This window comes from Alcanivorax sp. HI0083 (genome assembly GCF_001635175.1).
Genome location: NZ_LWFX01000751.1, coordinates 1 through 388, shown reverse-complemented (window position 1 = coordinate 388; position 388 = coordinate 1). Strand labels below are relative to the sequence as shown.

Annotated in this window: 1 protein-coding gene; it reads right to left on the bottom strand. The window is 56.4% G+C overall.

What is annotated here, in order from left to right; genetic code table 11:
* Positions 1–388, bottom strand: a 388-nt coding sequence (locus A3754_RS07335) for a YihY family inner membrane protein (RefSeq protein WP_156496887.1), incomplete at both ends; no start/stop codon positions are given.

The window sequence follows — 388 nt, the reverse complement described above, 5'->3', positions numbered from 1 at the left end:
GATACGACGAGATCGCCAACCCCAGGCCCAGACAAATCGGCCCCAATGACAGCACCGCCCAATACATCAACAAGCTGGTGAGACCTTTACGCGGGGTCTGCACTTTCCAGATACGGTTCAGGGTTTGCTCAACCGTGCTCAGCATCAGGATGGAAGTGATCACCAGAAACACAATGCCCAACCCGGTCAGGTTTGCTGCCTGTTTGGCAAAGGACTGCAGGTGATCGAGCAGCATATTGCCTGCGGAGGGTACAAAATACTCAAACGCCCATGCCTGGAACTGGGCGCCCTTGTCTTTCAGGGCGGGTACCGACGACAGCACCGCAAAACTCACCGTCATCACCGGGACGATGGCAAACAGGGTGGTATACGTCAGCGCGGCAGCACT